The organism is Bacillus sp. GMa5/1 (assembly GCF_050172015.1).
GTDB classification, from domain to species: Bacteria; Bacillota; Bacilli; order Bacillales; family Bacillaceae_G; genus Bacillus_A; species Bacillus_A cereus.
The window spans coordinates 70342-93351 of record NZ_JBNLYC010000004.1 but is presented as its reverse complement, the minus strand read 5'-3'; the positions used below and the strand labels follow the sequence as shown (position 1 = coordinate 93351).

Here is a 23010-nt window from a genome sequence, read left to right as displayed (position 1 = left end):
ATATTATAATCATACTTAATTTAAAGAATCGATTTGAGGAGGAACTTATGAAAGTCGCAATTATTGGAGCCACTGGATATGGGGGCATTGAGTTAATTCGTTTATTAGAACAACATCCATATTTTTCTATAGCATCTCTTCATTCTTTTTCACAAGTTGGTGAGTGTATAACAAATGTATATCCGCATCTTCGAAATGTCCTCGTTCATACGTTACAAGAAATTGATGTGGAGACAATAGGGAAAGAAGCAGAAATCGTATTTCTAGCAACACCAGCAGGAGTATCGGCGGAGTTAACTCCCAAGTTATTAGCAGAAGGTTTAAAAGTAATTGACCTATCTGGAGACTTTCGTATGATAGATCCTTCGTCATATGAACTGTGGTATAAAAGGCCAGCAGCGAAAGAAGAAATTCTTAGAAAAGCAGTGTATGGGTTAAGTGAATGGAAAAGGACTGAGATTCAAAAGGCAAATTTAATTGCAAACCCAGGATGTTTTGCTACAGCCACATTGCTAGCGATAGCACCGTTAGTACGTAGTAGCAGGATTGAAGAAGATTCGATTATTATTGACGCGAAATCAGGGGTATCAGGAGCAGGTAAAACACCAACAACAATGACTCATTTTCCTGAGCTATACGATAACTTACACATCTATAAAGTAAACCAGCATCAGCACGTTCCAGAGATTGAGCAAATGCTTACAGAATGGAATAGTGAATTACAGCCAATTACATTTAGCACACATTTAATACCGATATCACGAGGAATCATGATTACACTTTATGCAAAAGTAAAACAAAAGATGGAAATAAAGCAACTTCAAAAATTGTATGAAGAAACGTATGAACAATCGCCTTTCATCCGAATTTGTACGCAAGGGAAATTTCCAAGTCCAAAAGAAGTGAGAGGCTCAAATTATTGTGATATTGGCATAGCTTACGATGAGAGAACAGAAAGAGTTACGGTCGTTTCTGTTATAGACAATATGATGAAAGGCGCGGCTGGGCAAGCGATTCAAAATGCAAACATAATAGCGGGACTAGAAGAGACAACAGGTTTACAACATATGCCGCTTTATCTATAAGGGGGACATGATGATTAAAGTAGCGTCTATTACAAAATTAGAAAATGGTTCAATTGTAACGCCGAAAGGCTTTTCGGCAATTGGTACTGCAAATGGTCTGAAAAAGGAGAAAAAGGATTTAGGGGCAATCGTTTGTGACGTACCAGCATCATGTGCCGCTGTGTATACAACGAATCAAATACAAGCAGCCCCTTTGCAAGTAACGAAGGATAGTATAACGGCAGAAGGGAAGTTACAAGCAATTATCGTTAATAGTGGAAATGCAAATGCTTGTACTGGAATGAAAGGATTACAAGACGCATACGAGATGCGCACATTAGGGGCGGAACATTTTGGATTGAAAGAAAATTACGTTGCAGTAGCTTCAACAGGTGTAATTGGTGTTCCGCTGCCGATGGATATAATCCGAAAGGGAGTTGCAACTCTTATACCGACGAAGGAAGAAAGTGAAGCATATTCTTTTTCTGAAGCAATTTTAACGACGGATCTCATAACGAAAGAAACTTGCTATGAAATGATTATTGATGGGAAGAAAGTGAAGATTGCGGGTGTTGCAAAAGGTTCAGGGATGATTCATCCGAATATGGCAACGATGCTTAGTTTTATTACGACAGATGCTCATATAGAGCATGACGTATTGCAAACGGCATTATCCCAAATTACGAATCATACATTTAATCAAATTACGGTAGATGGCGATACTTCTACGAATGATATGGTCATCGTTATGGCAAGTGGATTATCAGAAACAAGGCCGATAAATATGGAACATACAGATTGGGAAACTTTCGTATGTGCTTTACAGAAGGTATGTGAAGATTTAGCAAAAAAAATTGCGCAAGATGGTGAAGGCGCTACGAAGTTAATAGAAGTAAATGTGCTAGGAGCTCAAACGAATGAAGAGGCAAAAAAAATTGCAAAGCAAATAGTCGGTTCGAGTCTTGTGAAAACAGCAATACATGGTGAAGACCCAAACTGGGGACGAATTATTAGCAGTATTGGACAAAGTGAAGTAGCTATTAGTCCGAATACAATTGACATTACTCTTCAATCTATATTGGTATTAAAAAATAGTGAGCCTCAAACATTTTCTGAAGAAGAAATGAAAGAGAGATTACAAGAAGATGAAATAGTCATTAATGTGTACTTACACTTAGGAGAAGAGACAGGATCAGCTTGGGGCTGTGACTTAAGCTATGAATATGTGAAAATAAACGCTTGTTATCGTACATAAGGAGAGAGAAGATGAGCGAATATATTATAGTGAAATGCGGCGGTAGTATGTTGAATCAATTAAAAGCTGTGTTTTTTGAATGTATAAAGAAATTGCAACAGAAGTATAAAGTAGTGATTGTTCATGGTGGTGGGCCAGAAATTGATGCCAAATTAAAAGATTGTAACATCAACGTAGAAAAAAGAGATGGATTACGCGTAACACCAAAAGAAGTTATGGATGTTGTTCAAATGGTGCTATGCGGAAGTACGAATAAAAAACTCGTAATGAATTTACAAAAGCATAATTTACTTGCGGTAGGTTGTTCAGGATGTGACGGCAATTTACTTCAAGTTCAACCTGTCAGTGAAGAGATAGGATATGTGGGGGAAGTAAGTTATGTAGAAACAGCCTTATTAAAAGGATTAATGAATATGGAGTATATTCCTGTTATTGCTCCAATCGGGGTAAATGGTAATGAAGTTTATAACATAAATGCGGACAATGCTGCAGCTGGGATTGCGGCTGCGTTAGGGGCAAAAGAGCTTATTTTTATTACGGATGTAGATGGAATATTACATGAAGGGAATTTGGTAAAGGAAACGGATGAATCTGAAATTGCTACTTTTATAGAAACAGGTGTTATTACAGGTGGGATGATTCCGAAAGTACAGGCGGCACTAGCATCATTAAAAATGGGAGTGCAAAAGATAAGTATTGTGAATGGTACAAAAGATTTTACTGAGGTTACGGGAGAGTGTATTGGAACGACGGTAACGAAAGGTGTGAGTATTGCATGACGAGTCATCTTTTTCAAACGTATGGCAGAAGAACTATTGAGTTTGTAAAGGGAACTGGAACGAAAGTTATTGATAATAACGGTAAGGAATATTTAGATTTCACATCAGGAATTGGCGTATGTAATTTAGGACATTGTCACCCTACTGTTCTCAAAGGTGTACAAGAGCAACTTGATGATATATGGCATATATCTAACCTGTTTACAAACAGCTTGCAAGAAGAAGTTGCGTCATTATTAACAGAAAATAGAGAATTAGATTATGTGTTTTTCTGTAATAGTGGGGCAGAGGCAAATGAAGCGGCTTTAAAGTTAGCACGTAAGCATACTGGAAAATCTCTCGTCGTAACATGCCAGCAGTCTTTTCACGGTAGAACATTTGGAACGATGAGTGCAACGGGCCAAGATAAGGTAAAAGAAGGATTTGGTCCATTACTTCCATCTTTTTTACATATCCCTTTTAACGATATTAAAGCATTAGAGGAAGTAATGAATGAAGAAGTTGCGGCGGTAATGGTAGAAGTTGTTCAAGGAGAGGGAGGAGTAATACCTGCTGATCTATCTTTTTTGAAAGAGATTGAAACATTATGTAATAAGTTCGGTTCCTTATTTATTATAGACGAAGTACAAACGGGGATAGGAAGAACTGGAACACTATTCGCTTATGAACAAGTGGGAATAGAGCCTGATATCGTTACCGTTGCAAAGGCGCTTGGGAATGGGATTCCTGTCGGAGCGATGATTGGCCGGAAAGAGCTCGGAGCGTCGTTTCCTGCAGGATCACACGGTTCAACTTTTGGCGGGAATTACATCGCGATGGCTGCAGCGAAAGAAGTATTGCAAGTAAGTAAAAAACCATCTTTTTTAAAAGAAGTACAAGAAAAAGGCGAGTACGTATTAGAGAAGTTGCAAGAGGAATTACAGCATGTCGAATGTATTCAAAATATACGTGGTAAGGGGCTTATGATTGGGATTGAGTGTAAGCATGAAGTTGCAAGTTTTATAGAACAACTAGAAAACGAAGGACTTCTCGTATTACAAGCAGGTCCTAATGTGATAAGACTATTACCGCCACTCATTGTCACGAATGAAGAGTTAGAACAGGCAGTATATATAATAAAAAAAGTAGTTTGTACAAAAAACGTATCAATCATATAAGGGGGAAGTTTCATGTCAACTGTACAAGTACCGAAATTAAATACGAAAGATCTTTTAACACTAGAAGAATTAACGAAAGAAGAAATTATTTCTTTAATTGAGTTCGCTATATATTTAAAAAAGAATAAGCAAGAGCCTTTATTACAAGGCAAAATATTAGGGCTTATTTTTGATAAGCATTCAACTCGTACTCGTGTATCTTTTGAAGCAGGAATGGTACAGCTCGGGGGACATGGTATGTTTTTAAGTGGGAAAGAGATGCAAATGGGAAGAGGAGAAAGCGTTTCAGATACTGCGAAAGTATTATCGCAGTATATTGACGGGATCATGATACGTACATTCTCACACGCGGATGTAGAAGAGCTTGCAAAAGAATCGAGTATTCCTGTTATTAACGGTTTAACGGATGATCACCATCCTTGTCAAGCATTGGCAGACCTTATGACGATATACGAAGAAACAAATACATTTAAAGGAATAAAATTGGCTTACGTAGGTGACGGAAATAATGTATGTCATTCATTGTTGCTAGCGAGTGCAAAAGTCGGAATGCATATGACTGTGGCAACGCCTGTAGGGTATGAACCGAATGAAGAGATTGTAAAAAAAGCGTTAGCAATTGCCAAGGAAACAGGAGCTGAAATTGAAGTTTTGCATGATCCTGAATTAGCGGTGAATGAAGCAGATTTCATTTATACTGACGTTTGGATGAGCATGGGGCAAGAGGGCGAAGAAGAGAAGTATACTTTATTTCAACCTTACCAAATCAATAACGAACTTGTTAAGCATGCGAAGCAAACATATCGTTTCTTACACTGTTTACCTGCCCATCGTGAAGAAGAAGTAACAGGAGAAATTATAGATGGACCGCAGTCTATCGTCTTTGAGCAAGCTGGTAATCGATTGCATGCTCAAAAAGCGTTATTAGTGAGTTTATTTAAAAATGTAGAAGAGCCTTCCTAAAAGGGAGGTTTTTTTATATTAAAATGTCGGATGTATATTTGGTTAACCATTTCGATATCATTTATAATAAAAGAGAAAACTAAATTTGTTTTTCAGAGTGTGTAAGGACATACTACATATAAAAATATAGTTAAAGAGATGATGAGGGTGAAAACAACTAAGAAAACATATTCGTTTTTCCAGCGGATGTGGAGAATATTAAAGTTTCAATATTATAAGTTGCTTCGATCGCCAGAAGGCGCAAAGAAAGTATCGTTAGGGTTTGCTATAGGATTCGGCTTAGAAATGTTAGTCATTTATACGGCATCGCTCGTATATGTAATATTTTATCCAATCGTCAGGTTAGCAAAGGGATCTTTTCCTGCGGCAGTTATTGGCAATATTATTGGGAAAATATCGTTTCTCCCAGTATTTTTATTTCCGCTTGCGTATGCGCTAGGAAAAATGATTTATCCATTTCATGTACAGAAAATTCATCATGAACCATTTACGATATCGGACTTGTTTTCAAGTCACATTTTTACGATATTAAAGAGCTTATTACAAAGTGAAGTGTATGTATTAATTGGAATGACGATTTTAGGAGTTGTGTTTGGTCTCATTTCATATTTCGTTGTGCATTATTTATACGAAAAGAACCGTAAGTTACGTTTGAAGAAAAGGAAGAAACGAGTGAGAGAACCACTTGTACAATTATAAACAATGTCACATTCATTTTCTCCTTTGAATATGTTTAAGAAAAAGGAGGAGAGGATAATGTATTATTATTACGTACCTCAAGTATATCCATATGTAAATTATTATCCGGTTTATGATACGAGTAGACAATACGAATTATATCGGCAACAACAATTACAGCAATTATCACAAATACCACAATTACCAACACAACAGCCTACACAGGAAAAAAAACCATATTTAACAACATGGCCATATTCCAATGTATACTATGGTAATTATTACGAATCATAAAGCTGCTTCTATTTAGAAGCAGCTTTATACGTTTGTTTTCAAAATTAAATTTTGAATGGTTTGAAGAGAATGAATGAGCTTTTCGCGCTCTTCCTCAGATAATGTTTGGAAATTTTCTTTTAGTTTGTCTAAAATGAATTGCTGATACTGATTTACTAATAATTTCCCTTCAGCTGTTAGGGAAATTAAAATGACCCGTCGATCTTTTTCGCTATAATGACGCTCTATTAGTTCTTCTTGAATAAGTTTGTTTAATAGAGGTGTCATGTTAGGCCGTGAAATCGCTAGCCGCTTGCCGATTTCGGAAACTGCTAATGTGCCGTTTTCATGCAAAAGCAGTAATACTTGTGTATGTGATGGCGGCATATGTCTTTGAGAAGAAAATTCTCCAGGAAGCATAAATTTGCGATAAAAAAGAGGCACTAGCGAAAGAAGATGATCAACAATACGTTCCCACTCGCGTGATTCCATATAAAGGCCCCCTTCCACTATCATTGTAACAAAAAAGACATGTTATAAAAATAGAATTGTTTCATGGTCGCTTTAATATTTGTAGGATAACACTTGCTTTGTAAATGTATTGGCAATAATTGCATAGCCGTTATCATTTGGGTGTACTTGGTCAAATAATAACTCTTTTTTATCATTCGATATTAATTTGCGAATTGGTAAAACGATAGATGGTTGATTTGCTTTGGAAATGGAATAAACAGATTCATTCCAGCCATCTAAAAACATATCTGCATAACTTGCGATGGAGTCATCGAGTTGTAACGGGTTATAGAGTTCTGAGAGAATGAGTAAAGCGTCCGGATTTTGATCTCGAACTGTCTTTACAATACTTTTTATATCCGCTTCAAAATGGGCTTTTTCTTTATTTAACATTTTTATACCATCTATAACACCAACATCACGATTTAAACGAAATAAATTATTTCCTCCAATATTAATTGTAATTATATTTGCTGCTCTAATTTTTTCCTTTACATCTTCTGATTGAACTTTTTTAGCGAGACGATCTGTTGTAAGACCGTTTACCCCAAGGTTTTCTACTGTAATTGGTTTATGAATTTGTGCTTCTATTTGCTTAGAAGCTAATTCAGCAAATCCACCTTGTGTCGATCCATATCCTTTAGCGAGTGAATCACCTAATACAAGATGATAAAAAGATTCGTTTGTTTGCTTATCAATCCAATTTGGGGCAGATGTTTTTTCTGTTTTTTCTTCAGATTCATTTTGTTTTGTCTCGTCGTTCTTTTCAAAATAAGAATAAGAAATGATCAGAAGGAGGAGACAAACAATTGTTAAGATGACTTTTTTCATAAATTCATCCTCCTTGTAATTGGTAATTGTATCATATTCAGCAGTATTAGCAATGTAAGGGCATATTATATGTTTATGAAAAGTTTATAATAACTTTACAGAAAATTTGTTGAAGTTTGTCAAAAAATATTGACGATAGGAAAGAACTTTATATATGATAATGTCAGATAAGGTGAAAATTTAATGAGTGGGAGCTTTATTTCCTATTAATTAATAGTCTTCATCAATCGGGCGTTTAAGGGGACTACTCGTTAGCGCAGGGTGAAATGAAAATTGTGTCTCTAATAGAAGAAAAAAGGTATGTGGTTAGAGACAGATAGGGATTCATTTCATTATTTCTGGTAATTGTATAAGGGGGATTTTTTGTGAAAAAGTCAAAAAAAATGCTAGCTGGAGCAACTCTTGCGATTGGTGTTATAGCACCGCAAGTAATGCCAACAACAGCTCATGCAGATGAGAACACTGGGGAGAGTACAGTTAACTTACGAATTCTAGAAACATCAGATATTCACGTTAACTTAATGAATTACGATTATTATCAAACGAAAACAGATAATAAAGTAGGTCTCGTGCAAACTGCAACACTCGTTAATAAAGCACGTGAAGAAGCGAAAAACTCTGTCCTATTTGATGATGGAGATGCATTACAAGGGACACCGCTTGGAGATTATGTAGCAAATAAAATAAAAGATCCGAAGAATCCTGTGGATCCTAGTTATACACATCCATTATATCGTGTAATGAATTTAATGAAGTATGACGTCATCTCTCTTGGGAATCATGAATTTAACTACGGCTTAGATTATTTAAAAAAAGTGATTAAAAAAACGGATTTCCCGGTTATTAACTCGAATGTCTATATAGATGACCATGATGGTAATGATGAGAATGACGAGCATTACTTTGATAAACCATATCATATTTTAGAGAAAGAAGTAGTGGATGAAGCAGGCCAAAAACAAATAGTGAAAATTGGTGTAATGGGATTTGTTCCACCACAAATCATGAACTGGGATAAAGCGAACTTAGAAGGAAAAGTAAAAGCAAAAGATATTGTGCAAACAGCGAAAAAATTAGTTCCGGAAATGAAGGCGCAAGGTGCGGATATTATAGTTGCACTAGCGCATTCAGGTGTTGATAAGAGTGGATACAACGAAGGAATGGAAAATGCATCGTTTTATTTAGCGACAGAAGTTCCTGGCGTAGATGCAGTATTAATGGGACATTCACATACTGAAGTGGCAAGTGTATTTAATGGTGTTCCAGTTGTAATGCCTGGCGTTTTTGGAAATAACTTAGGTATTATTGATATGCAATTGAAAAAGGTAAACGGAAAATGGGAAGTACAAAAAGATCAATCTAAGCCACAATATCGCCCAATTGTTAATGGTAAAGGTAATGTAGGACCTGATCCAAGATTAGTTAATGAGATTAAAAGTGAGCATGAAGCGACAATCGATTATGTAAATACAGCTGTAGGTACAACGAAAGCACCAATTAATAGTTATTTTTCATTAGTACAAGATGATTCTTCTGTACAAATTGTGACAAATGCGCAAAAATGGTATGTAGAACAAGAACTTAAAAAACCAGAGTACGAAAAGATTAAAGATATTCCGGTTTTATCTGCAGGGGCACCATTTAAAGCAGGTGGTCGAAACGGTGCAACATATTATACGGATATTCCAGCTGGAACGTTAGCGATTAAAAACGTTGCAGATTTATACGTATATCCAAATACGTTATATGCTGTAAAAGTAAATGGGGCACAAGTGAAAGAATGGCTTGAAATGTCTGCAGGTCAGTTTAATACAATTGATCCAAAGAAAACAGAAGAACAGCCATTAGTAAATATAGGCTATCCTACATATAACTTCGATATTTTAGATGGCTTAAAATATGAAATTGATGTAACACAACCGGCGAAATACGATAAAGATGGAAAAGTTGTAAATGCAAATACGAATCGTATTGTAAATATGACATATGAAGGTAAGCCAGTAGCTGACAATCAAGAGTTCATCGTTGCTACAAATAACTATCGTGGAAGTAGCCAGACGTTCCCGGGTGTAAGTAAAGGGGAAGTTGTATATCAATCGCAAGATGAAACACGTCAAATTATTGTAAAGTATATGCAAGAAACGCCAGTTATTAACCCGACAGCAGATAAAAATTGGACGTTTAAACCGATTGTTGCAGATAAATTAAATACAACATTTGATTCTTCACCAAATGCACAAAAGTATATAAAGAAAGATGGGAACATATCATATGTTGGACCATCTGAAAATCAATTTGCTAAATATGCAATTGATATAACGAAGAAAAATGATGATAAAGAAACTGGTGGAGAAAATCCAACGACACCACCGAAAGGTGATGGAGAGAACCCGACGACACCGCCAACAGGTGGTGGAGAAAACCAAACGACACCGCCAACAGGTAATGGAGAAAACCCAACACCACCAACAGAAGAAGGTAATAATGGTAATGAACCAAAACAAGATGGAAACAATACTGGATCTGGACAAACTACAACAGATGATCAAAATACAAAAGAAACAACAACAACTGTAAGTGAAAATAAAGAAGCTGAAAAAGATGAACGTGATTTACCGAAAACAGGTGCAAGTATTGCTTCTACAATTGGAGCGGGTCTTGCGTTTGTTGGAGCGGGATTACTTATGTTATTTAGAAGAAAGAAAGCGAATAGATAGTCGAGAAATATAAAAAGGATTACCGATTTGGTAATCCTTTTTATTATATTATGAAACTGGTACTGCTTTTTCTTTTTTCCATGAAAGACCGAATCCAGTAAAGCCGACGATAATGGTTACGACTGGACATGCTAAACAGAAGATTGCGTATGGCAGGTAATCGAATGTTGGAACGCTAAGAACGTTTGTTAAGAATACGCCACTTACACCCCATGGTACGAGTGGATTAATTACTGTACCAGCATCTTCTAATACTCGTGATAAATTACGACGTTCTAAACCGACTTCATCGTATTTATTAGCAAATGCTTGTCCTGTTAAAACGATGGATAAGTACTGCTCACCGAGTAAGAAGTTTACACCAATTGCAGTTGAAGCAGTAGAAATAATTAAGCGTGTACTAGTTTTTACGAAGCTAGAGATAATATTCATCAGCTGCGCTATAATACCCATTCCTTGTAATAATCCTCCCATACAAAGAGCTAGGAAAATAAGAGCAATTGACATCATCATACTTTGCAGGCCACCGCGAGATAATAAGCTATCAATATCTTTGATACCAGTTTTAGAAACGTAACCGTCTTGCATAATTTTTATTAAATCAGCTAAAGAAGTGCTAGGTTTAAAAATAAAGAGAATAATAATCCCTACCACAATTCCTGCAAGTAATGTTGGAACTGCGGGTACCTTTTTAAATGCGAATAGGAACAGTAATAAAATAGGAATCAGTGTAACGATAGAAATCGTTGCATTTTTTTCTAATGTGTTAATAAATGCTGAGAAATCAACGTTTCCACCAGATCCGCTTCCTAAAATGAAAAATGCGATAAAAGCAATAATGAAAGCTGGCACTGTTGTCCAAAGCATGTTACGAATATGTTCAAATAAATCTACACCCGTTACAGCAGGCGCTAAGTTTGTTGTATCAGATAAAGGAGACATTTTATCTCCGAAGAATGCCCCAGAAATAATTGCCCCAGCAATAAGAGCTGGATCGTATCCAAGGGCAGTACCCATTCCCATAAAGGCAAGTCCTACAGTTGCAGCAGTTGTAAATGCACTACCGATACTCGTTCCAACAATTGCACAAACAACAAAAACAGTTGGAACGAAAATTTTTGGAGATACAAGTTGGAAGCCGTATACCATTAAAGTTGGAATAGTTCCAGCTGCGATCCAAATGCTAATTAATACGCCTACAAGTAAGAAAATAAATATAGATGGAATACCAGCTGAAATACTACTTATCATTCCTTTTTCCATAGTAGACCAATCAATTTTTTTCATAAATCCAAACGCTAATAAAAGAACGATGCCAAATAAAATCGGGATGTGTGGTGAAACTTCTAATTTGATAACACTAAAGCCAATGCAGAAAAAGATAAAAATTGTTAAAAGAACAGACTCAATTTTTGAAACCATTGTTTTCCCCTCCTAAGTAATATGAAATAGCTCTTTTTTATATAAAATTCGCCAATATTGTATATTTCCTTCTAAAATTTAGAATTTTGTGACAAATTACCGGTAATTGTTTGTTCTTCTATATGATACGGAAATGATTGGATAAAAAAACGTCCCTGCATATAATTATGCAGGGACGAAGAAATCGCGGTACCACCCTAGCTTGTGAAATGAATGTATCACAAAATAAAGGGTCATATGATATGCGCTTATAAAATAAAAAACGCCCCTGCAATATATGCAGGGACGAAAAATTCGCGGTACCACCCTAAATTGTGAAACAGTGTCGTTTCACCACTCTTTAGACATAACGGTCTATAACCGTCTTTCACTACTCCTCACGTTTCGTAAAAGAAGCTCCAGGGGGTAATTCATAATTCGCTCTGTACTGGTTCGCACCGACCACCAGCTCTCTGAAATCAGAAATCGAAATACTACTAAATCCTATCAACGCCGATTCATATGATGTTAGTTAAATTTTTATCATATTTTCATCTTACATGTCAATAAAAATATTAAATGTTTTTTTAGGGAAATAAAGGATAATTGTTTTTAATGCTGTAAAAATGTACGTTATAATGAATTTGAAAGGGGGAGGAAAGAGTGAAGAAAAAAATAATTCTTTTTACCACTTTATTAGTTATTGGAGGAAGTGCTGGAATTTACACAGCTTTTGCGGCTGAATCAGAGCAGCTGAAACAAAAGCAAATACAACAATCAGAAGTGAAGAAAGTAAAAGAAATAGAAGAGAAGAAATCAATGGAAAAAGCAGCAGAGAAACTAGGAGTTTCTACAGAGGGAAAAACAAAAGAAGAGGTTACGAAAGAAGTAAATACCGCTAGGTTTGAGAAGCGTCATGATTTATTAATTGAGCACGCTAAGCAACTTGGAATTGATACAGAGGGGAAAAAAGATGAAGAAATTATTTTAGAAATTGGAAAGATACAGCATGGAAAGTAGAACAACTTATCGTATGATAAGTTGTTCTTTTTTAAGAACTATTTGATTTTAAAATAATTGACAGTCATTCAGATTTAATGTTAACTATATTTATAAACGGGTTAACATTAGGGGTGACAATTGTGACAATAAATAGTAAAACGATTGAAAAATCATCTTATACATATGAAGAATTAGCAGAGAAAAATAAAGCTTACGTATGGCACCCATTTACACAAATGAAAGATTATTTAGAAGAAGATCCTGTCATTATTGAACGTGGAGAGGGAAGAAAGCTTTACGATGTAAATGGTAATGAATATTGGGATGGTGTTTCATCTATATGGTTAAATGTTCACGGACATCAAGTACCGGAATTAGATGAAGCAATTCGTGAGCAATTAAATAAAATTGCTCATTCTACTATGTTAGGACTTGCTAACGTTCCATCTATTTTATTAGCAGAAAAAATTATTGAGGTTGTACCAGATGGATTGAAGAAGGTATTCTATTCTGATTCAGGTTCTACCGCTGTTGAAATTGCAATTAAGATGGCTTTCCAATATTGGCAGCATAAAGGGAAACCAAAGAAACAAAGATTCGTTACATTAAAAGAAGCATATCACGGTGATACAATTGGAGCTGTTTCAGTAGGAGCAATAGACTTGTTTCACCAAGTGTATAGTTCGCTCTTATTTGATGCGATTAAAATGCCGTATCCATATACATATCGTTCTCCTTACGGAAATAATAAGGAGGAAATTGTAAAAAGCCATTTAGAAGAAATGGAAGAATTGTTGAAAGAAAAGCATGAAGAAGTAGCTGCCATCATTGTAGAGCCATTAATGCAAGGTGCTGGCGGGATGATTACAATGCCAAAAGGATATTTAAAAGGACTGCGCGATTTATGTACTAAGTACAATGTATTATTTATTACAGATGAGGTAGCGACTGGATTTGGGCGTACAGGGAAAATGTTTGCGTGTGAACATGAAAATGTGACGCCAGACATTTTAACTGCTGGGAAAGGTTTAACAGGTGGATATTTACCAATTGCAGTTACGGTAACGACAGATGAAATATATAATGCCTTCTTAGGAGAATATGAAGAACAAAAAACATTTTTCCATGGACATAGCTACACAGGCAATCCGTTAGGGTGTGCCGTAGCAATCGCGAATCTAGAACTATATGAAAAAACAAATTTAATAGAAGAAGTGGCACGTAAAACGGATTATGTGGCAGTGCAATTAGAAAAGCTCTTTGCGTATAAACATGTAGGTGATATTCGTCAGTGCGGATTAATGGTTGGTATTGAGCTTGTGAAGAATAAGGAAACGAAAGAAGCGTTCGACTGGACAGAAAGAGTCGGTGTTCAAGTATGTAAACGCTCAAGAGAGCTGGGTATGATTTTGCGCCCGCTCGGCAACACGATTGTATTTATGCCTCCTCTTGCTTCTACAATTGATGAGATTGACGATATGTTACGTATTTTATATAAAGCAATCTCGGATGTTACGGAGGGAGAATAATGAGCGGTTTTTTTATAACAGCAACAGATACTGAAGTTGGAAAAACTGTAGTTACAGGTGCATTAGCAGGTGTATTTAGAGAACTTGGGTATAACGTAGGGGTATATAAACCGTTGCAAAGTGGGCATGTTGCATCAAACCCTGAGGGAGATGCGGCAAGGTTAAAAGCATTATCAGGTGTACCGACACAAGAAAATGAAATTTGCCCTTATTCTATTGAAGAACCACTTGCTCCGAGACTTGCCATGAAAAGAGCTGGAAGAGTAGTAAAGTTAAAAGAAATTACTGATTACTATAATGAACTATTAAAAGAGTTTAATAGCTTATTTGTAGAAGGAGCAGGTGGGCTTGCTGTCCCATATACAGAAGATGCTTTAGTAATTGATTTTGCAAAAGAATTACAGTTGCCTCTTATTGTAGTAGCTCGTCCTATATTAGGAACAGTAAATCATACAGTGTTAACGATTGCTTACGCAAAGGCGCATGGCTTAACCGTAGCGGGTGTCATTTTATCAGGTTGCAAAGAATGTGAAATGGAAAGAGTGCAAGAAAATAAAGAGATGATTGAAGAGCTGAGCGGGGTACCAGTTTTAGGATTATTACCATTCTTTGAAGGTGAGTTTACGAAAGAAGAAGTCTTAGAATCTGCAAAAGAACATATTATGATTTCAAAATTAGAGGAGTTTATCCAAAATGAATCAAACGTGGCGGGCGCACCTTCAATGTAAATTACAACAATTACATGAGCAAGGGCAGTATCGTGATTTGCATGTAACAGAGAAGGCAGAAGAGACCTGGCTTATTCGAGATAAAAAAAGGATGTTAAATTTAGCGTCAAATAATTATTTAGGGTTAGCTGGAGATGAAAGGTTAAAAGAAGCTGCTATTGCCTGTACAAAAAGATATGGAACTGGAGCGACTGCCTCTCGTCTCGTTGTAGGAAATCATCCATTATATGAAGAGGTTGAGAGAAGCATATGTGACTGGAAAGGTACTGAAAGAGCTTTAATTGTAAATAGTGGGTATACGGCAAATATAGGTGCCATATCTTCTTTGGCCTCTCGGCACGATATTGTTTTTAGTGATAAGTTAAATCACGCAAGTATTGTTGATGGAATCATATTAAGCGGGGCAGAGCATAAAAGGTATCGTCATAATGATTTGGATCATTTAGAGAAGCTGTTGAAAATGGCTTCGCCTGAAAACAGAAAATTAATCGTAACAGATACCGTTTTTAGTATGGATGGTGATACTGCGTATTTGAGAGATTTAGTACAGCTGAAAGAGAAGTACGGGGCAATCATTATAGTCGATGAAGCACATGCGAGTGGAATATATGGAATCGGCGGAGCTGGGTTATCTCATATAGAAAAAAATCTTGCTCAAAAAATTGATATACATATGGGGACGTTTAGCAAGGCTTTAGGGTGTTATGGTGCGTATTTGACAGGTGATGAAATTTATATAGAGTATTTACAAAATATGATGAGAAGCTTTATTTTTACTACAGCTTTACCACCAAGTACGTTAGGAGCAGTGCAAAAAGCAATTGAAATTGTAAAAGAAGATAACGAAAGAAGAGAGAACCTTATAGCAAACGGAGAATACTTCAGAACTAAATTAAGGGATGCTGGTTTTGATATTGGGAATAGTTCAACTCATATTGTACCGATTGTAGTCGGTTCAAATGAACATGCTTTACGATTTAGTAAAAGGTTGCAAGAGGCAGGGATTGCGGCCATTGCAATTCGTCCGCCAACTGTGCCGGTTCATAGTTCTCGAATTCGCTTTGCAGTTACATCGCAACATACAATAGCTGATTTAAAATGGGCTATTGACCGAATTATTCACATTGCGAAAGAAGAGGAGATTTTCGTATGAACGAGCTAAAGATTATTTTTATCCCCGGATGGGGAATGGAAGAGAATATTTGGGATTTAGTACTTCCGTATTTTAAAGGATATCCTGTTCAATGCGTAGATTGGCGTAATGTGAAAGAACGAAGTGAATTTGCGGAACGAATTATAGATGTAGCGCATAACGACAACGTAATTTTAGTTGGATGGTCACTAGGAGCGTTAGCAGCAGTTGAAGCTTATAAAAAGATTCAGGCAAAAGGCATCGTATTAATTGGTGGGACTGCTAAATTTACAAATACGAGCGACTATAGTAATGGATGGAATGCTTTGCATGTAGAACGGCTGAAAAGGAATTTGGCGAGAAGGAAAGAAGATACGCTCAAGCGGTTTTATGAAAATATGTTTACGAAAGATGAGCTAAAAGGGAATAAAAACTTTGAAGACATTGTAGACCGTTTTAAAGGTGATTCTATTCAGTCTTTACAACTAGGTTTGGATTATTTAATAGAAACAGATATGAGAGAAGAACTAAAAGAAATTAAAGTACCTATACTACTTATTCACGGAGAACAGGATGTAATATGCCCATTGTCTGCGGCACGTAGTATGACGGAGAATAGCAGCAGCGAGCTGAAAGTAGTAAGTGAAGCAGGGCATGCATTATGTGTAACGGATTTTGAATATTGTGCAAATGAGATAATTCAATTTGTAGAGGGGATACGACATGATCAACAAAACGTTACTACAAAAACGGTTTAATGGGGCAGCCGTATCTTACGATCGATATGCAAATGTACAAAAAAAGATGGCACATTCATTACTTTCAATCTTAAAGGAACGATATAGTGAAACGGCATCAATACGTATTTTAGAACTGGGATGCGGGACGGGGTATGTAACAGAACAATTATCAAAGTTATTTCCGAAAGCACATATTACAGCAGTTGATTTTGCTGAAAGTATGATTGCGATTGCGCAAACTAGACAAAATGTAAAAAATGTAACGTTTCACTGTGAAGATATTGAGCAATTACGATTAGAAGAATCATATGATGTCATTATTTCAAATGCTACATTTCAATGGTTAAATAATTTACAACAAGTGTTAAGAAATTTATTTCAACATTTGTCTATAGATGGGATATTACTCTTTTCAACGTTTGGACATGAAACATTTCAAGAATTGCATGCTTCGTTCCAACGTGCGAAAGAAGAAAGAAATATAAAAAATGAAATATCGATTGGTCAACGTTTTTATTCAAAAGATCAGTTGCTTCATATATGTAAGATAGAAACAGGGGATGTGCATGTTTCTGAAACATGTTACATAGAGAGTTTTACAGAAGTTAAGGAGTTTCTGCATTCTATTCGAAAAGTAGGAGCAACTAATAGCAATGAAGGATCATATTGTCAAAGTCCCTCACTCTTTCGTGCGATGCTACGCATATACGAAAGAGACTTCACGGGAAATGAAGGGATAATGGCAACGTATCATGCTTTATTTATACATATAACAAAAAAGGGGAAGAGATGAAATGAAACAAGTACAAACAAAAAGGGATTGGAAAAAACTTGCATACGACGTAGTGGAAGAGAAAATGATTACGAAAGAAGATGCAATAGCGATATTAGAAGCTGATGATACAGAAGTTTTAGAAATTATGAATGCAGCTTACATTATTCGCCATCATCACTTTGGTAAGAAAGTAAAATTGAATATGATTATTAATACGAAATCTGGATTATGTCCTGAAGATTGTGGATATTGCTCACAGTCTATTATTTCAGAAGCACCGATTGATAAATATGCATGGTTAACGCAGGAGAAGATTGTAGAAGGGGCACATGAAGCAATACGCCGTAAAGCAGGTACATATTGTATTGTAGCGTCTGGTCGTCGTCCGACGGATAAAGAGGTAAATCACGTAATTGGAGCAGTTAAGGAAATTCGTGAAACGACAGACTTGAAGATTTGTTGTTGTTTAGGTTTCTTAAATGAAGATCAAGCAGGACGTTTAGCGGAAGCAGGCGTGCACCGTTATAACCACAACTTAAATACACATGCAAATAATTACGATAGCATTTGTTCAACTCATACGTATGATGATCGTGTTGATACAGTTCAAAAAGCAAAACAAGCTGGTATTTCACCATGCTCTGGAGCGATTTTTGGCATGGGAGAAACAATTGAAGAGCGTGCTGAAATTGCATTTGAATTACAACGTATAGATGCAGATTCTATCCCTTGTAATTTCCTTGTTGCTGTAAAGGGGACACCTCTTGAAGGGCAAAAAGAGTTAACGCCAGTAGAATGTTTAAAAGTACTTGCAATGATGCGTTTTGTAAACCCAACAAAAGAAATTCGTATTTCAGGAGGACGTGAAATCAATTTACGTTCTGTACAGCCAATCGGTTTATTTGCAGCAAATTCTATTTTTGTCGGGGACTACTTAACGACAGCTGGACAAGAGCCGACTGCGGACTGGGGTATGATTGCAGATTTAGGATTTGAGATTGAAGAATGTGCATTATAAGATAGATGAAAAAGCAAACTTGTAAAAGAGTTTGCTTTTTTGTAAATAAAATGTAATAAATAGTTGTGAACGCTTGATACTATTGGTTTTTGAACGAAAAAAAGAATTTTTGTGGACGAATTTTCCAAGCCCTAGTTGTACATAGTAAATATGTAATTTATATTGGGTTGGAGGATTTTACATGTACAAATACATATTAGCGATTATGACTTGTTTAATTTTAATAAAAGCAATAAGTTCTGATCCAGTTAAGGCTACCGAAAATCCTGAACAAAAAGAGATGCAACAAAGAATCGAACAACACTTTCGAACGAAAGCTGAACATTTTGGATTGAAAACGGAAGGAAAAGATTTAAAGGAAGTTAGAAAAGAAATTACTATTATAGAAGAAGCGAAAAAAAGAGAGAATGTATGGAGAACAGCACAAGCTCTTCATATAAAAACAGAAGGAAAAACGATGAATGAATTAATAAAAGATGTACAAAAAAAGGTGAAAAAATAAAAAGAGGCCGCAGCCTCTTTTTTTATGCCCATTGTTTTGATAAGTGAGCCATTTCAATTGCAGCAACAGCTGATTCATATCCTTTATTACCAGCTTTCGTACCTGCGCGTTCAATCGCTTGTTCAATTGTTTCTGTCGTTAATACGCCGAAAATAACTGGGATGTCCATTTGTAGTGATAAAGACGCAACACCTTTTGCTACCTCATTACAAACGTAATCGTAGTGAGTTGTAGCACCTCGGATTACAGTACCTAATGTAATAACAGCATCATACTTTCCGCTACTAGCCATCTTTTTAGCGATTAAAGGAATTTCAAATGCACCAGGAACCCAAGCAACATCAATATCACTTTCTTCTACACCGTGACGCTTTAATCCGTCTAAAGCTCCGCCAAGTAACTTACTTGTAATAAATTCGTTAAAACGTCCAACAACAACTCCAACTTTTAATCCTGTACCAACTAAATGACCTTCGAATACCATAATAAATCTCTCCTTTAATTATAAGTTTAGTAAGTGTCCTAATTTATTTACTTTCGTTTGTAAATACGATTTATTCTCTTCTTTTGCCGGCATTTGCAACGGTACACGCTCGACTACTTCTAAATCGTAACCTTGTAAGCCAGCAATTTTTCTTGGGTTATTCGTTAATAATCGTAAGCTTTGTAAACCTAAATCTTTTAATATTTGAGCACCGATACCGTAATCACGAAGATCAGCAGGGAAGCCGAGTTTTTCATTTGCTTCTACAGTATCGAATCCTTCTTCTTGTAATTTATAAGCGCGAAGCTTATTAAGAAGCCCAATGCCTCTTCCTTCTTGTCTCATATAAAGAAGAACACCTTTTCCTTCACGCTCAATTTGAGCAAGTGCTGCATGGAGTTGTGGTCCGCAATCGCAGCGATATGAACCGAATACATCTCCTGTTAAGCATTCAGAATGAACACGTACAAGTACCGGTTGACCTGTTGAAATATCACCTTTTACAAGTGCGATATGTTCTTTCGTATCTAATGAGTTAGAATAGCCAATTGCGTGGAAAGTACCGAAATCTGTAGGTAATGTAATTTCCACTTCTCTCGTCACAAGTGTTTCATGATGGCGGCGATAAGCAATTAAATCTTCTATTGTAATCATTTTTATATCAAATTGTTTTGCACATTCTATTAAATCAGGTACACGTGCCATCGTGCCGTCCTCATTTATAATTTCGCAAATAACTCCAGCTGGTTCGGCACCGCATAGCTTTGCTAAATCAACAGCAGCTTCTGTATGACCTGCACGACGCAGGACACCGCCTTCTTTCGCAATTAATGGAAAGATATGTCCAGGTCGATTGAAATCAGCGCCTTTTGATGCGGGGTTTAACAATTCTTGTATCGTAGTTGCACGTTCGTGAGCGCTAATCCCTGTTGTTGTAGAAACATGGTCAATGCTCACTGTAAACGCAGTATGATGTGAATCTGTATTATGAGATACCATTGGTTCTAATTGTAGACGTTCCGCGTACCCTGCTGTAATCGGTACACAAACGAGACCACGGCCATGTGTAATCATAAAATTAATTGTTTCTGGTGTAATGTACTCTGCTAAAGCAATAAAATCGCCTTCATTTTCTCGGTTTTCATCATCACATACGATAACGACTTTACCTTGTTTTAAATCTTCTAGAGCTTCTTCAATACGATGAAACATTGTGCTTCCCCCTTATAGAAATCCGTTTTCTTGTAAAAAGCTTTCAGTCATTGAACCTACTCGTTTTGTAGGTTTAGTAATAAAGCGTTCGATATATTTACCAATCATGTCACACTCAATGTTTACGATATCTCCGGCATTTTTTTCTCCAATGACAGATTCGCTTACTGTGTGCGGGATGAGTGAAATCGTTATGGAAGATTCGTCTATAGCAAATATCGTTAAACTCGTTCCATCAACAGCAATGGACCCTTTCTGCAAACAATAGCGCAGCAGTTCATCAGAAATTGCTATTTTGTAATAGACGGCATTGTAATGTTGTTTTTTATTTAAAATCGTTCCGATGCCATCAATATGTCCTGAAACGAAATGTCCACCGAATCGTCCGTTTGCAGCCATTGCTCGTTCTAAATTTACTTTAGAGTGTGGTTTAAGTATACGAAGTGATGTCGACTGCATCGTTTCGGGCATTGCATCAACTGTAAATGAAGTAGTTGTAAAGTTTGTTACAGTTAAGCAAATACCGTTAACCGCGATACTATCACCTAAGTGAACATCTGATAAAATTTTCTTTGCATGAATCGTTAATTTCATCGCTTCTCCACTTTGTTGCATGTTTGCTATCGTTCCTAATTCTTCTACAATTCCTGTAAACATTTCGTCACCTCGTTTCGGGCATTCGCAACGATTTTTATATCATCACCAATTTGTTTCATCTCTTGAATTTTCAAGGAAAGCGCATCTTGTAATTTTGAAAAACCATTTCCTCCAAATAAAGTAGGAGCATCTTTCCCACCAATTAATTTCGGGCTTATATAGGTTACAATTTCATTAAAATTGTTTGTTTTTAAGAAACTTGCATGAATCGATTGGCCACCTTCAACGAATAGAGAAAGAATTTGTTTCTCTCCAAGAAAGGAAAGAAGGTCCTCGATTTCTATATACTTCGTTTCCATTTGGAATATAGCTATATTTTTAGATTCATAAGAAGATATCTTCTCTTTCTTTACATCCTTACCGACAATAATCCATGTCGGTGCTAAACCATCTGTTATAACATGAGAAGATGGTGGCGTTCGTAAATGGGTATCTAAAATAACGCGAATAGGATGTTTCCCACCATTTGGAATTCTTGTTGTTAAATGAGGATTATCAGCTATAACTGTATTCACTCCAACAAGAATTGCATCATGTGTATGGCGATATTGGTGAACATCAGCACGTGCTTCTTCACCTGTAATCCACTTACTTTCACCAGTTACAGTTGCTGTTTTTCCATCTAAGCTCATCGCTGTTTTGATTGTTACAAAAGGGCGTTTCGTTTTCATGTAGTGAAAAAAGTAGCGATTTAATAAAACTGCTTCTGCTTCAAGAACACCAGTAGTTACTTCAATTCTAGCTTCCTCTAATCTTCTTTTTCCGTTACCAGAAACGAGCGGATTACAATCGAGAGTAGCAATTACAACACGCTTAACTCCTTTTTCGATGAGCAATTCACAGCAAGGTGGTGTTTTTCCAAAGTGGCTACACGGTTCTAGTGTTACATAAACGGTAGCGTCTTTGGCGTTCTGACCAGCCATTTGAAGGGCATGAACTTCTGCGTGTTCTTCACCAGCTCGTAAATGAGCGCCCATACCAACGATGTTTCCATCTTTTACAACAACAGCACCAACCATAGGATTTGGACTTGTTTGTCCTGATGTTCCTTCTGCTAACTGCAGGGCAATCCTCATATATTCTTGATCTGTCATTTTCTTCACCTCTCCAAAAAAAATCAAAAAACCCCAAGGATTTAATATCCTTGGGGTTTGGGAGACGTGATTTCTAGAAATATAGTTTGAATACGAAAGCATAGGAAAGAAACCTAACGATAATTGATATTTCTGCATAAGGAAAAAACCTAGCAAAATATCGAATTTTTAAACGCTAGTTGTCTCTTTTTATTTCAGTATAAAAAATAAGTATAGAAAATTAAACATATATAAAGAATCAAAATGAATCTTTAAAAATATGCATACTGAAATAAAAGTGTATTCACTATATAAAAAACTAGAAACATATCCTTCTCCCATCCAGACTATACTGTCGGCCCTAGAGTTTCACTAGATCCACCGTTTTCGAGTTGAAAACGGGTCACGGACTTAGAAGTTTTCACTTCATCACCGCCGGTTGGGAATTTCACCCGACCCCGAAGGATGCTGTTTGCTCAAATTATAGCACAAAAAAAATAAAAGGCTAGTAAAAAATATTCGAATGT

Annotated in this window: 23 protein-coding genes, 1 riboswitch and 1 other annotated feature; of the genes, 16 read left to right on the top strand and 7 right to left on the bottom strand. The window is 36.3% G+C overall.

Annotated features, from left to right (window positions below; translation table 11 throughout):
- Window positions 1-47 precede the first annotated feature (47 nt).
- The 7 genes from argC (at window position 48) to ACQGSG_RS02200 (ending at window position 6190) form a co-directional block, all read left to right on the top strand.
- Window positions 48-1085 (top strand): N-acetyl-gamma-glutamyl-phosphate reductase, encoded by a 1038-nt coding sequence (gene argC, locus ACQGSG_RS02230; protein WP_000861251.1) that lies wholly within the window; start codon window positions 48-50, stop codon window positions 1083-1085.
- Window positions 1086-1095: 10 nt separating this feature from the next.
- Window positions 1096-2319 carry a bifunctional glutamate N-acetyltransferase/amino-acid acetyltransferase ArgJ gene (gene argJ, locus ACQGSG_RS02225; protein ID WP_162280967.1) on the top strand — a complete coding sequence of 408 codons (1224 nt, stop codon included), beginning with the start codon at window positions 1096-1098 and terminating at the stop codon, window positions 2317-2319.
- Between the two features lie 11 nt (window positions 2320-2330).
- Entirely contained in the window at window positions 2331-3098 is a 768-nt protein-coding gene (gene argB, locus ACQGSG_RS02220) for an acetylglutamate kinase (RefSeq protein WP_000006036.1), read from the top strand.
- On the top strand, window positions 3095-4255 hold the full coding sequence (locus ACQGSG_RS02215) for an acetylornithine transaminase (RefSeq protein WP_000200559.1): 1161 nt from the start codon (window positions 3095-3097) through the stop codon (window positions 4253-4255). Before argB ends, ACQGSG_RS02215 begins: the two co-directional genes overlap by 4 nt.
- A 12-nt stretch (window positions 4256-4267) precedes the next feature.
- Complete coding sequence (gene argF, locus ACQGSG_RS02210; protein WP_000108852.1) at window positions 4268-5218, top strand: ornithine carbamoyltransferase; 951 nt, start codon at window positions 4268-4270, stop codon at window positions 5216-5218.
- A gap of 138 nt (window positions 5219-5356) precedes the next feature.
- A complete protein-coding gene (locus ACQGSG_RS02205; RefSeq protein WP_002005691.1) occupies window positions 5357-5917 on the top strand; it encodes a DUF2062 domain-containing protein in 561 nt (186 codons plus the stop codon).
- Between the two features lie 57 nt (window positions 5918-5974).
- Window positions 5975-6190: a hypothetical protein gene (locus ACQGSG_RS02200; protein WP_000291957.1), complete on the top strand. Its 216-nt coding sequence runs from the start codon at window positions 5975-5977 to the stop codon at window positions 6188-6190.
- Window positions 6191-6214: 24 nt separating this feature from the next.
- On the opposite strand, the gene ACQGSG_RS02195 is transcribed toward ACQGSG_RS02200, so the two are convergent.
- Together ACQGSG_RS02195 and ACQGSG_RS02190 are read right to left on the bottom strand one after the other, a co-directional pair.
- A complete protein-coding gene (locus tag ACQGSG_RS02195) occupies window positions 6215-6661 on the bottom strand; it encodes a MarR family winged helix-turn-helix transcriptional regulator (RefSeq protein ID WP_000445819.1) in 447 nt (148 codons plus the stop codon).
- A 72-nt stretch (window positions 6662-6733) separates the two neighbouring features.
- Window positions 6734-7513 carry a GDSL-type esterase/lipase family protein gene (locus ACQGSG_RS02190; RefSeq protein ID WP_000755850.1) on the bottom strand — a complete coding sequence of 260 codons (780 nt, stop codon included), beginning with the start codon at window positions 7511-7513 and terminating at the stop codon, window positions 6734-6736.
- Between the two features lie 365 nt (window positions 7514-7878).
- On the opposite strand from ACQGSG_RS02190, the gene cpdB reads away from it, so the two are divergent.
- Window positions 7879-10230 carry a bifunctional 2',3'-cyclic-nucleotide 2'-phosphodiesterase/3'-nucleotidase gene (gene cpdB / locus ACQGSG_RS02185; RefSeq protein ID WP_325842500.1) on the top strand — a complete coding sequence of 784 codons (2352 nt, stop codon included), beginning with the start codon at window positions 7879-7881 and terminating at the stop codon, window positions 10228-10230.
- 48 nt (window positions 10231-10278) lie between these two features.
- Here the strand turns inward: cpdB and nhaC are convergent, their stop codons facing one another.
- The gene (nhaC, locus tag ACQGSG_RS02180) at window positions 10279-11652 is read right to left on the bottom strand and encodes a Na+/H+ antiporter NhaC (protein WP_000253716.1); all 1374 of its coding nucleotides are present in this window, start codon (window positions 11650-11652) and stop codon (window positions 10279-10281) included.
- Between the two features lie 278 nt (window positions 11653-11930).
- Window positions 11931-12151, bottom strand: a binding site (T-box leader).
- Between the two features lie 143 nt (window positions 12152-12294).
- On the opposite strand from nhaC, the gene ACQGSG_RS02175 reads away from it, so the two are divergent.
- The 8 genes from ACQGSG_RS02175 (at window position 12295) to ACQGSG_RS02140 (ending at window position 19057) form a co-directional block, all read left to right on the top strand.
- On the top strand, window positions 12295-12651 hold the full coding sequence (locus tag ACQGSG_RS02175; protein ID WP_000726902.1) for a hypothetical protein: 357 nt from the start codon (window positions 12295-12297) through the stop codon (window positions 12649-12651).
- Between the two features lie 77 nt (window positions 12652-12728).
- On the top strand, window positions 12729-14162 hold the full coding sequence (bioA, locus tag ACQGSG_RS02170) for an adenosylmethionine--8-amino-7-oxononanoate transaminase (RefSeq protein WP_142329644.1): 1434 nt from the start codon (window positions 12729-12731) through the stop codon (window positions 14160-14162).
- On the top strand, window positions 14162-14890 hold the full coding sequence (gene bioD, locus ACQGSG_RS02165) for a dethiobiotin synthase (RefSeq protein WP_098567234.1): 729 nt from the start codon (window positions 14162-14164) through the stop codon (window positions 14888-14890). The genes bioA and bioD overlap by 1 nt, the downstream gene beginning before the upstream one ends.
- Window positions 14856-16043 carry an 8-amino-7-oxononanoate synthase gene (bioF, locus tag ACQGSG_RS02160; protein WP_001077287.1) on the top strand — a complete coding sequence of 396 codons (1188 nt, stop codon included), beginning with the start codon at window positions 14856-14858 and terminating at the stop codon, window positions 16041-16043. The genes bioD and bioF overlap by 35 nt, the downstream gene beginning before the upstream one ends.
- Window positions 16040-16780 (top strand): alpha/beta fold hydrolase, encoded by a 741-nt coding sequence (locus ACQGSG_RS02155; RefSeq protein ID WP_087948568.1) that lies wholly within the window; start codon window positions 16040-16042, stop codon window positions 16778-16780. The genes bioF and ACQGSG_RS02155 overlap by 4 nt, the downstream gene beginning before the upstream one ends.
- A complete protein-coding gene (gene bioC, locus ACQGSG_RS02150) occupies window positions 16746-17555 on the top strand; it encodes a malonyl-ACP O-methyltransferase BioC (protein ID WP_000608907.1) in 810 nt (269 codons plus the stop codon). The genes ACQGSG_RS02155 and bioC overlap by 35 nt, the downstream gene beginning before the upstream one ends.
- Before the next feature lies 1 nt (window position 17556).
- Window positions 17557-18555, top strand: coding sequence for a biotin synthase (gene bioB, locus ACQGSG_RS02145; RefSeq protein WP_000815856.1), 999 nt, complete (start codon window positions 17557-17559; stop codon window positions 18553-18555).
- 181 nt (window positions 18556-18736) lie between these two features.
- Entirely contained in the window at window positions 18737-19057 is a 321-nt protein-coding gene (locus ACQGSG_RS02140) for a hypothetical protein (protein WP_000280033.1), read from the top strand.
- Between the two features lie 22 nt (window positions 19058-19079).
- On the opposite strand, the gene ribH is transcribed toward ACQGSG_RS02140, so the two are convergent.
- From ribH to ribD, 4 genes are read right to left on the bottom strand one after another with little or no spacing between them, the layout of a single operon-like run.
- Complete coding sequence (gene ribH, locus ACQGSG_RS02135; RefSeq protein ID WP_000230899.1) at window positions 19080-19541, bottom strand: 6,7-dimethyl-8-ribityllumazine synthase; 462 nt, start codon at window positions 19539-19541, stop codon at window positions 19080-19082.
- Window positions 19542-19559: 18 nt separating this feature from the next.
- The gene (ribBA, locus tag ACQGSG_RS02130; RefSeq protein ID WP_325842499.1) at window positions 19560-20753 is read right to left on the bottom strand and encodes a bifunctional 3,4-dihydroxy-2-butanone 4-phosphate synthase/GTP cyclohydrolase II; all 1194 of its coding nucleotides are present in this window, start codon (window positions 20751-20753) and stop codon (window positions 19560-19562) included.
- A 12-nt stretch (window positions 20754-20765) separates the two neighbouring features.
- Window positions 20766-21410, bottom strand: coding sequence for a riboflavin synthase subunit alpha (ribE, locus tag ACQGSG_RS02125; RefSeq protein ID WP_000493898.1), 645 nt, complete (start codon window positions 21408-21410; stop codon window positions 20766-20768).
- Window positions 21392-22504: a bifunctional diaminohydroxyphosphoribosylaminopyrimidine deaminase/5-amino-6-(5-phosphoribosylamino)uracil reductase RibD gene (gene ribD / locus ACQGSG_RS02120; protein WP_098022468.1), complete on the bottom strand. Its 1113-nt coding sequence runs from the start codon at window positions 22502-22504 to the stop codon at window positions 21392-21394. The genes ribE and ribD overlap by 19 nt, the downstream gene beginning before the upstream one ends.
- Window positions 22505-22809: 305 nt before the next feature.
- Window positions 22810-22953, bottom strand: a riboswitch (FMN riboswitch).
- Window positions 22954-23010: the final 57 nt, after the last annotated feature.